This is a genomic window from uncultured Bifidobacterium sp. (assembly GCF_963540075.1).
GTDB lineage: Bacteria > Actinomycetota > Actinomycetes > Actinomycetales > Bifidobacteriaceae > Bifidobacterium.
The window spans coordinates 24,581-34,239 of the sequence record NZ_CAUTOG010000012.1 but is presented as its reverse complement, the minus strand read 5'-3'; the positions used below and the strand labels follow the sequence as shown (position 1 = coordinate 34,239).

Sequence of the window (9,659 nt, the reverse complement as noted above, 5' to 3'; positions counted from 1 at the left end):
CCCACGTCATGCAGATGCCACACCATCTTGCCCATGACGGCCTCGAGATGGTCGTAGGCGGTTTTGGGCGAGATATGCAGCCGACGGGACAGCGACTGCCATGACTCGCCGCGGGCGCGGGCGCCGAGGACCTGAATCTGGCGGTCGGTGAGGTCCGGAAGCCTGTCCCGCCTGGCAAGAAGCTCGGCGAGTCCGACCATGGACCTCGGCACGACGGGACGTCCGACGGCCGCCTGGAGGAAGCCGCGGAGATTCTCCTCCAGCGGATCGGACTTCCTCACCAATCCGATGGCGCCTGCGACGAAGCACCGCGCCAGGACGAGAAGACGCCGCTCATCGGTGTACAGACACACCCGGCTGCCCCGCTGAAGGCGATGCACGGCCTCCGGTCCCTGAAGGACGCCCTTGGCAACCGATCCCGTATCGAGCATGAGGTCGAGGACGATGAGGTCGGCCTGGGGCGAGTCCGCCATTTCGCTTTCCACGCTCGCATAGGCGCCGACCACGTCCAGCTGAGGATAGGCGAGGGCGAAGGTCCCCCGGGTCTGGGTCTCGTCGTCGATGACCACGATCCGCGGGCGGTTCGACGCCCCGGAGCGGTGATCCGCCCCGCCGCCGATGTCACCTTTTCGCGAATCATGCGAATCCAGGAGCCTGGCTGTCACCCCTTCACCCTACCTCTTTTCCGCCCGCCCGGACGCGATTCGATCGTGACGCTCGTCCCCTCACCGGGCCGGGACTCGATGTCCACCGTCAGTCCCTCGGCGGCCAGGGGCTCGACGACCTGATGACGCAGGCCGAATCCCGGCGGTACCGTACTGATGTCGAAGCCGACCCCGTCGTCGACGACCGACACCTCCCACCAGGAGCCGTGGTCCTCCGCATGGATGGTGACCTCCGTGGCGTAGGCGTGGAACTCGACGTTGTACAGCACGGTGATCAGCGCCATCTGGACGGCCATGGCCTGATGGAGAGGAAGCATGACATGCCTGCCGAGCAGGTCGTTGACCTCGATCGGAAGCTGGCCGAATCCCGCCGCCGCCTCGTCGACGACCTCGCCCAGGGACCGAGTCCCGGGGCCCGTCGACGCCTCCATCGTCATCGCCTCCCTGAGTCGCGAGGCCTCCCGCGCGGCCTGCACTCGGAGAGGCGCCAGCAGCACGGGCGGGGTGTCGTCGCGGGAGAGCCGGGCAAGAAGGCCGCTGGCGTTATGCATATGGAAGAGGTAGCGATCCAGCCGGAGCTGGCCCGCGAGGCGCACGGCATCGGCATGGGAGCGTTCCACCTGCTCGGCCATGCGCCTGGCGACGTCAAGGATGATGACGGCGGCCACGACGAAGACGAGATAGCTCACCGCGTTCATCACGACGGACAGCACCAATGCGGTGTTCCCGGGAAGCACCACCGCGACGTACAGGCCCGCCACGGCCGCCCCCACGATGAACGCGACGGGTATGGAGACGATCCACGCGGGAAGGGTCGCCACGGTGAGGTCGGCGTTGGCGGGAGCCCAGACGTTCCAGTCGCCTATCTGGGCGTCTCGGGGCAGGCGAATCCCCAGGACGACGAGGGACGACACCGCGACGAGGAGATCGGCGGCCCCCAGAGGCACGGGAACCCGATACGTCCCCTTCGACAGGACCCACCAGCAGATGGACCCGGCGGAGACGATGGCGAGCGCCGTGAGCATCCACACGTCCCAGCTCACGTCATCGCGCCGCGACAGGGACACGCAGCACAGGACGAGCTGAATGACGAGTCCGGCGTGGAACACGCCCAGCATGGTCCCCAGGGGGCGTTCGATGACGAGCCGGGCGCCGACGGTTCCGTTGACCCCCTGCAGCGGTCCGCTCGGGCCGGTCTCCCTGTCCTTCCGGACCATCATGCCTCTTCCCCGTCATGACCTTCCGGAGACGCCGGCGGAATCGACGGCACGCCGGTCGCGACCATCCCCCGCATGGCGGGATCCCCCTTCGAGACACCGGCGCGCCCGAGAAGCTCCTCGCGGAGACGCCTGCGATCCTCAAGCGCCTGATCCACGGCATGGCGCAGGACCTGCAGGCTCTCGTCGTCCGCCTCATGGGCCGCGAGTCGGGCGCCAAGGGAATCCAGCGCGTCATGGTGTGAGAGAAGCTCCGACACACGCCAGTGCTCGGTGAGGATGTCCCGGGTGCGTGCGGGAGCATGGATCATCTCCCGGACGGCGCCCGCAGGATGGGCGTCCGCGAAGCGTGAGACGAGCGAGGCCAGCAGGGGCATGAGCAGAACCGTGACGGCCCCCGCCGCCACGAGCGTGGAGGCCGTGGAGCGTCGCATGGCCCCCGAGGAGACGGCCACGGAGGTGACGGCGACGATAAGGGGAAGGGCCGTGGCGCAGTACAGGGACACGACGGCGCGGTGATGGGAGGACATGGGGCTGCGTCGGTCAAGGGACATGGCGGCGAACACGGGAAGCGACCGCACGAGCAGCAGCAGAAGGATGAATCCGACGAACAGCGCGGGGTCGGCGAGGACGGCGGTCACGTCGATCGCCGCTCCCGAGACCACGAAGAACACGGGGATGAGGAAACCATAGGCCGTACCATCAAGCTTGGCGTCCAGGGAATCCGATCCACGGGGAAGGATCATGCGCAGCACGAAGCCCGCGGCGAAGGCTCCGAGGACGAGATCGAGGCCGAACAGCGCCGAGCAGGTGACGAGCAGCAGCATGATGAGCACCGTCAGACGCATCAGCGTCTGGGCGGAGGTGTCGGCGGTGTCCGAGACGAAGCGGAAAAGCCACCCGCCCGCGCGTCTCGCCGCCACGGGAAGAGCGGCGACGAGCAGGCAGACCCCGACGAAAAGGACGAGGACGACGATGGTCTGCCATTGGGAGCGCGTCGACAGCAGCAGGGCCATGGCGAGGATGGGGAACAGCTCTCCCCAGGTGCCGTAGGAGACCACCGCATCGCCGACGGCCGTGCCTTCGAGGTCGCGTTCCTTGAGAATGGGCATCAGGGTGCCGAGGGCGGTCGTCGTCAGGCAGATGGCCGCCGCCGCGCCGTTCATGCCGTGCTCGGCGAAGAAGGGCAGAAGGATGACGGCCAGCCAGGACAAGGCGAAGGAGACGACCCAGGTGATCGCCCCGACCCTTCCCTGATGCCCCCGCAGGACGGAGGGATCGATCTCGTATCCGGCGATGAGGAAGAGGAAGGCCAGTCCCAGTTCGGAGACGAGCTCCACCGAGGTGGTCGGATGGATGACGTCCAGACCATGGGGACCCAATGCGGCACCCGCGACAAGCAGCAGCACCGTCTGAGGCACCACCTGCCCAGGGATGAGCCGGGCGAGAATGGGGCAGAGGACCGCCACCAGCATGATGACGGTCAAGGAGACAAGATCCTGTGTCATGCCGCCCATGTTATCCGCTCCATCCCGCCCGCCCGCCGCAGTCCCCGCCGACGAACACGTTCCCCAGGCAGGGGCCTCCAGCATCCGGTCTCGGTGCCCTCCCCGGTCCGGGCCCTTCCTATACTGCAAGCACGGCACGCCGGGAGAGGGAAGCCCTTGGCCCTTCCCGGCCCCATGTCCGTTCGGAGCCCACGCGGCGGGCATCCGATGCTTCGAGGGAAAGGAACGGCTCATATGACGGATGGGATGCGGAGCATGCAGAGGACGGGGACCACGACGTCGGACCAGACGGATTTCCTGAAACACCTCTTCGTCCCCATCTACATGCCCGCCATCCTGTTCGCCACCGGAGAGGGCGCCCTCATTCCCGTGGTCCCGCTCACCGCGAAGGCCCTCGGATCCGGGCTTGCGGGGGCCGGTCTCATCTCGGGACTGCTGATGATCGGCGTGGTCATCGGCGACATCCCGAGCGGATTCGCCGTGGCGCGGTGGGGCGAGACCTTCGCCATGCGGCTGGCGGCGGTCGTCGCCGCCGTCTCGGCCGTCGCCTGCTGGTTCGCTCCCAATCCGGGCGTTCTCGCAGCCGGGGTCCTGCTCATCGGCATCGCCTCCGCGACCTTCAACCTCGCCCGCCACTCCTTCCTCACGGCCTGGACCCCCTGGTGGTATCGCGCACGGGCCATGTCGCTGCTCGGCGGAACCACGAGGGTCGGCTACTTCGTCGGGCCGTTCCTCGCCTCGCCCGTCATAGCTCTGGTGGGGTCGCGCAGCGTGTACTGGATCCATGTCGCGGCATGCGTGGCGGTCCTCGTCCTGCTCCAGGTGACGCCGGACCCGGAGAAGACCCTGGCGGCCAACCTCGCCGCCGCGCGGTCCGACCACGGGCTGGGGCCCCGGGACGAGAGCTCTCCGCGACGCGCGCAGGCCCCCGCCACGAACCCCGGCGACACGCCGGCAACACCAACAGAAGCGACGAAGCGCCGCCGCCTTCCCGTGTTCGCCTACTTCCGAATCCTCATCCGCCTGGGGACGGCCGCGGGCATCCTCCAGATGCTCCGCGCCTCCCGCCAGGTGATCCTGCCCCTATGGGGCGTCCAGCTCGACATCCCCGAATCGCGCATCGCGCTCATCATGGGCGTCGCCGGCGCCGTCGACCTGTCGCTTTTCTACACCTCGGGACAGGTCATGGACCGCTTCGGACGGCGATGGGTCGCCGTCCCGGTGCTCATCGGCCTCAGCGCCGCCCATCTGCTGCTTCCTCTGGCCGGCATGGAATGGTCCTACGTGGCGGCGGCCATCCTCATGTCCCTCGCCAACGGCATGGGCAGCGGCATCGTCATGACGCTGGGCTCCGATCTCGCCTCCCGCTACGCCGCCGAGGACACCCCGGGGTTCCTGGGAGGCTGGAGAACCTTCACGGACACCGGCTCCGCACTGGGGCCGCTGGCCATCTCAGGGATGACCGCCCTGACGGGACTGTGGTCCGCGGCGGTTCTCATCGGCGTCTGCGGCCTCGCCGGGGCCGTCCTCATGCTGCGATTCATTCCCAGGCTTGTGGGGAGATAGGACCCGGGTGTCCCCGCGGCCAGGTCGTGCGCGGGAATGACCGAGATAACGGTCCACGGACCTTCTCGGTCCAGCACCGTCGCGGCGACGACGATCGCCACCACGCCCGTGACCGCAGATCGCGAAAAGCCGCGTGAAGATGGCATCCTCCGGAACCGGACGGTCGTTGGACGACACCGAAAAACATACCGCTTTTCTGGCATGAAAAAACCGGAAACCGTTGATATTCCAACGATTCCCGGTCCCTTGTGGAGCTAGGGGGATTCGAACCCCCGACCCTCTCCATGCCATGGAGATGCGCTACCAGCTGCGCCATAGCCCCGAACATTCGGCCTTTTTGGGCCTTTCACAGGCTACAACAGCTCATTGCGGGCGGCAAACCGGCGTGTCGATGGGTATCAGAGCGCCGGAACTCGAGCTTCGAAAGAACCTCTACAAGGTACGGGTCCGGGTCTGAGTCCTAGTCATTCGCCGAGCCCGTGGTTGACGTGGCCGTCGGCGACGACCCCGTCGTCTGCCCCTCCGAGGCGGAGGACGAAGCGGAGGACGAAGGCGAGGACGAGGATGACGCTGACGAGGATGACGACGCCGATGACGATGCCGACGGCGATGACGACGAGGACTGGCCATCCGAGCCGGTCCCCTCGTCAGTGGAGGAGGATGAGGCGGATGCCGAGGAAGACACGGAAGGCGCCGACGACGCGGACTCCTGAGACGTCGGCGACGACTCCTCGGATGCCGAGGAGGACGGGGAGGGCGTCCCGCTCGGCGTGGACTGCGACCCATCCGACGGCGTCTCGCTCCGGGAGGAGTTCACCATGTCTCTGACCACGGAATCCGTCCCGCGTCCCCGGGTAACGAGCAGTACGACGCCCGCCGACAGTAGCGTGGCGACCAGGGCGCTGACCACGGCGACGACGACCGCCGTGCGCCGTGTGCGTGCCGCTCGCGATCGCGATCGCGTCGACGTGCTCTTCGACCGGCCCGACGAGGACCCACGGATGACGCGGGCCTTGGAGGACCCTACCGCGGCATCAGCGGCACTGGATGCCATGATTCGGGAGTCCGAAGCTTCGGCGTCATCAGACGTCGGCGCGTCGGCGCAGGACCCGCCCTCCGATTCGGCCGGCTCCACCACGGACGCCGCAGTGCGCTCGTTGCCCTCAATGGCACTTTTCGCAGACAGAGCATCCAACCGAGTCGTCGACCCAACGACATCCTCGGTCCTCGCCGGGTCGAGACCCACACCGTCGACCGTGCCACTGCTCACGACCCGAGGGCCCGCGACGGATGACCCCGATGGCGCGTCCGCTCGGATCCCGTCGCCCGCCGCTTCGCGCCGTCCCGGCTCGACCCCTCGCGATCCCGACCCATCGGACGAGACTCTGGACCTCACGCCATCATCGCCCGTGTCCCCGCCATCGGACGGCGAGGCGTCATGGAGCTTTCTCGACGATTCCTTGAGGACGTTCTGGTAGATCTGCGAGGCGACGGCGGAGACGATGGACCCGACCGCCACGCCGATCACCGATCCGGCGATGCCGATGTGAGCCGCGAGCACGAAGGACGTGACCGCCGCCAGCGAACCGGCGAGAATCTGCGTCCACGACATGCCCCGAAAGAACTTCCACACAGGATGAAGCCTAGTCGACGCGGACCCGGGAATCCTGAACACTCCGAGGACGTCCCCCGAACTCTTTCATGACGACGGCCGAAATCCCCGAATCGTCAGGGCACGACAGGGATGAGACCCGGTTGAGGTCATCGACGCGGCCACATCCGCGACCATCCGCGGCGACAGGGCTGCGACGCCCCTACCGCAGACCATGGGGAATCCGCCAACGGCCTGGCCGACGCCGGTCGCGTCTCCATTCCACCGAGGCCATGAGCATGGAGGCGAAGATGAGCGCGAATCCGACCAGGGACGTCCAGCCCATGCCCTCCCCCCAGAAGATCGCCGAGAAGAGCACGGAGAACAGGCTTTCGCTGCACATGATGATCGAGGCGCTGGCCGTCGGCACATGGGCGAGCCCGATGTTCTGCATGATCTGCGCGAGCGTGGTCGCGCCGAGCAGCAGATAAAGGAAGCCTCCGACGACTCCCGGCGACAGCCACCGCATGGCTGGCCCCTCCTCCGTGGCCAGCGCCCCGGCGAGGAACAGCACGGAGCCGACGGCGAACTGGACGAAGGTCATGGCGATGGGGTTGAAGCGCCGCGTGTAGACGCCCAGGGCGACGAGGTTGAGAGAGAAGAACAGCGCACAGGACAGCGTCAGCCAGTCGCCCCGCGACAGCTGCAGCGAGGCCGAGCTGGGCCGGAGGGCGACGAAGCCCACGCCGGCGAGACACACCACCGCCGCGACGACATGCACGGATCGCGGCGACCGCCGCGTGACGGCCCACAGGACGAAGGGCGTGAGCACGCAGTACGCCGAGGACAGGAAGGAGCTGCGCCCCGGGTCCACGGTGAGAAGCCCCTCGGTCTGGGTGACCATCGAGGCGTAGTAGGTGATTCCGACGACGAGGGCGGGAACGATGATGTCGCGGTGCATGGCCCGCAGGATGCTGCGATGGAAGAGCGCAAGCATGACGAGGCAGGATCCGGACAGGCGCAGGAACATGAGCCACTGAGGAGGGACGGTCTCGAGGACGAACTTGGCGACGACGTAGCTTCCGCCCCACAGCGCGGCGCAGGCGACGAGCATCGCCTTGGCCAGGTTCGGAGGGAAGGATCGCGACATGCGGCTTCCGACATCCGCGAGGCGACTTCTCACGGAGCCGATTCCTCCACCATCCGGGGAAATCATTCACCCTCCCGACGCGCGGACGCGCAGACCTCCCGACCCATCCGACGCCGCTTCCGGCGCATCGCCGGGGATCAGGTCACCGGCTGCTGCCAGCCTATCCTGCGCCCGCGGCGAACACGCGAACGCCGGCGTGTGGAGACCAGACGGGCGTGCACGGCGCTCGCATGCGAGAACGGATGGCATCGGAATTGGTGAGGTATGTCACACCGTCCGCCCGAAGGCCCGTCCGGCGATAATCTTGAGTCGTCGGTCGCACTCACAAGGGAAAGGACCCCGATATGGCAACGCTCACACCGGAGATGAAGGAATTCATCGCGAACAACCTCGCCTGGATCACCACGATCAGCAAGGACGGCGAGCTCAACATCGGTCCGAAGATGTCGATGTTCGTGCTCGACGACAGCCATCTCGCCTACCACGAGCGCACCGCCGGGCAGCACTACCGCAATCTCGAGGCCGGCAGCCCGCTTGTCGTCGCCTATGCGAACCTCGCCCAGAAGAAGGGCTATCGCTTCCGCGGCAACGTCGTGCTGCACAAGGACGACGCCGTCTACGACGCGCAGGTGAAGGTCGCCGAGGAGAAGGGGACCAAGAAGCCCGCCGTCGTTCCGGTGCTCGAGATCACCGAGATCGACGACCTGTCCGCCGGCGCCAAGGCCGGAACGACCATCGCCAAGGGCTGACGGGACTTCCCATCCCTCCGGTCGACGGGCGGGGCTCCTCAGGGGCCCCGCCCGTCATGTTCCGCGGTCCGCGGACGGCGAAGGTTCTCCCGAAGCGGAACCGGTCCCTCGCATCCTTCTTCGGCGCCACGATGGAGGCGTCCGGCCCATGAGGTCCGGAGGCACACGTCACAATCCCAGCCCAGGAGGACTCATGACCACATCAGCCACGCACGGCTCCGCATCCGATTCCCTGAAGGCCGCCCGCTCGGCGAGCCTGCGCTTCGCCGACGGATCGTCCACCGGCATCCTTCCCCTCGTCCTCGGCGGCAACACCTTCGGATGGACGAGCTCCGAAAAGGACAGCCGGGCCGTCCTCGACGCCTTCGCCGACGCGGGAGGCACGCTCATCGACACGGCGGACATGTACTCCTCATGGGCGCCCGGCCATTCCGGCGGGGAGTCGGAGATCATCCTCGGCCGCTGGCTGGCGACCTCAGGAAGACGCGACCGGGTGCTCGTCGCGACGAAGGTGAGCGAGCACCCCCAGTACAAGGGCCTGTCCGCAGGAACGGTGGCCGCCGCCGCCGACGAGTCGCTTCTGCGTCTGGGAACCGACAGGATCGATCTGTACTACGCGCATTTCGACGACCCCTCGACGCCTCTGGAGGAGACGGCCGCGGCCTTCGACGCGCTGGTGAAGGCCGGCAAGGTCCGTGCCATCGGACTGTCGAACTACTCCGCGGACCGCATCGCCGAATGGTTCCGCATCGCCCGGGAGAACGATCTGTCGCTTCCGGTCGCCCTCGAGCCGCACTACAACCTTGTGCACAGGCATGACTTCGAATCCGCGCTGCGGGAGGTCGCCCGTCGGGAGGACCTCGCCGTCTTCCCCTATTTCTCGCTTGCGGCGGGCTTCCTCACCGGCAAGTATCGTTCGGCACGGGACGCCGAGGGCGTTGACAGGGCCGGGATGGTGTCGGGCTTCCTGACGCCCGAGGGCTTCGGCGTGGTGGACGCTCTGGACGCCGTGGCCGGCCGACACGGGGTCTCCCCCGCCACCGCGGCCCTGGCCTGGCTGCGGTCGCGTCCGGACGTCGCCGCACCCATCGCCTCCGCCCGCGTCCCCGGCCAGCTTCCCGCCCTTCTGGAGTCGGCCACCCTCACCCTCGACGAGGAGGACGTCGCCGCGCTGAACCGAGCATCGCAGCCCTACGCCTGATCATCGGGCGTC

General features: G+C 67.6%; 8 protein-coding genes and 1 tRNA gene. 3 read left to right on the top strand and 6 right to left on the bottom strand.

What is annotated here, in order from left to right; all coding sequences use genetic code 11:
* The 3 genes from RWX87_RS02880 to RWX87_RS02870 all read right to left on the bottom strand — a co-directional run.
* The coding region (locus RWX87_RS02880; protein WP_314686723.1) for a LuxR C-terminal-related transcriptional regulator at positions 1-665 on the bottom strand (665 nt) is incomplete at its 3' end.
* Positions 662-1,885 (bottom strand): hypothetical protein, encoded by a 1,224-nt coding sequence (locus RWX87_RS02875; protein ID WP_314686720.1) that lies wholly within the window; start codon positions 1,883-1,885, stop codon positions 662-664. The genes RWX87_RS02880 and RWX87_RS02875, both read right to left, overlap by 4 nt.
* Entirely contained in the window at positions 1,882-3,399 is a 1,518-nt protein-coding gene (locus RWX87_RS02870; RefSeq protein ID WP_314686718.1) for a cation:proton antiporter, read from the bottom strand. The genes RWX87_RS02875 and RWX87_RS02870 overlap by 4 nt, the downstream gene beginning before the upstream one ends.
* Before the next feature lie 225 nt (positions 3,400-3,624).
* On the opposite strand from RWX87_RS02870, the gene RWX87_RS02865 reads away from it, so the two are divergent.
* Positions 3,625-4,956, top strand: coding sequence for an MFS transporter (locus RWX87_RS02865; RefSeq protein ID WP_314686717.1), 1,332 nt, complete (start codon positions 3,625-3,627; stop codon positions 4,954-4,956).
* Positions 4,957-5,205: 249 nt separating this feature from the next.
* On the opposite strand, the gene RWX87_RS02860 is transcribed toward RWX87_RS02865, so the two are convergent.
* The 3 genes from RWX87_RS02860 to RWX87_RS02850 all read right to left on the bottom strand — a co-directional run bounded on the left by RWX87_RS02860 (position 5,206) and on the right by RWX87_RS02850 (position 7,730).
* A tRNA-Ala gene (locus tag RWX87_RS02860) sits at positions 5,206-5,278 on the bottom strand.
* Between the two features lie 138 nt (positions 5,279-5,416).
* Positions 5,417-6,568 carry a hypothetical protein gene (locus RWX87_RS02855; RefSeq protein ID WP_314686715.1) on the bottom strand — a complete coding sequence of 384 codons (1,152 nt, stop codon included), beginning with the start codon at positions 6,566-6,568 and terminating at the stop codon, positions 5,417-5,419.
* A gap of 202 nt (positions 6,569-6,770) precedes the next feature.
* Positions 6,771-7,730: a DMT family transporter gene (locus tag RWX87_RS02850; protein ID WP_314686713.1), complete on the bottom strand. Its 960-nt coding sequence runs from the start codon at positions 7,728-7,730 to the stop codon at positions 6,771-6,773.
* A 311-nt stretch (positions 7,731-8,041) separates the two neighbouring features.
* On the opposite strand from RWX87_RS02850, the gene RWX87_RS02845 reads away from it, so the two are divergent.
* The gene (locus tag RWX87_RS02845) at positions 8,042-8,446 is read left to right on the top strand and encodes a pyridoxamine 5'-phosphate oxidase family protein (protein WP_314686712.1); all 405 of its coding nucleotides are present in this window, start codon (positions 8,042-8,044) and stop codon (positions 8,444-8,446) included.
* Between the two features lie 193 nt (positions 8,447-8,639).
* Positions 8,640-9,647: an aldo/keto reductase gene (locus tag RWX87_RS02840; protein WP_314686709.1), complete on the top strand. Its 1,008-nt coding sequence runs from the start codon at positions 8,640-8,642 to the stop codon at positions 9,645-9,647.
* The last annotated feature ends 12 nt before the right edge of the window (positions 9,648-9,659 follow it).

What these genes read in the sequence shown, in the direction of transcription:
- RWX87_RS02875 (WP_314686720.1), bottom strand. Translation starts at nt 1,885, where the DNA reads ATGATGGTCCGGAAGGACAGGGAGACCGGCCCGAGCGGACCGCTGCAG.
- RWX87_RS02870 (WP_314686718.1), bottom strand. Translation starts at nt 3,399, where the DNA reads ATGGGCGGCATGACACAGGATCTTGTCTCCTTGACCGTCATCATGCTG.
- RWX87_RS02865 (WP_314686717.1), top strand. Translation starts at nt 3,625, where the DNA reads ATGACGGATGGGATGCGGAGCATGCAGAGGACGGGGACCACGACGTCG.
- RWX87_RS02855 (WP_314686715.1), bottom strand. Translation starts at nt 6,568, where the DNA reads ATGTCGTGGACGCAGATTCTCGCCGGTTCGCTGGCGGCGGTCACGTCC.
- RWX87_RS02845 (WP_314686712.1), top strand. Translation starts at nt 8,042, where the DNA reads ATGGCAACGCTCACACCGGAGATGAAGGAATTCATCGCGAACAACCTC.
- RWX87_RS02840 (WP_314686709.1), top strand. Translation starts at nt 8,640, where the DNA reads ATGACCACATCAGCCACGCACGGCTCCGCATCCGATTCCCTGAAGGCC.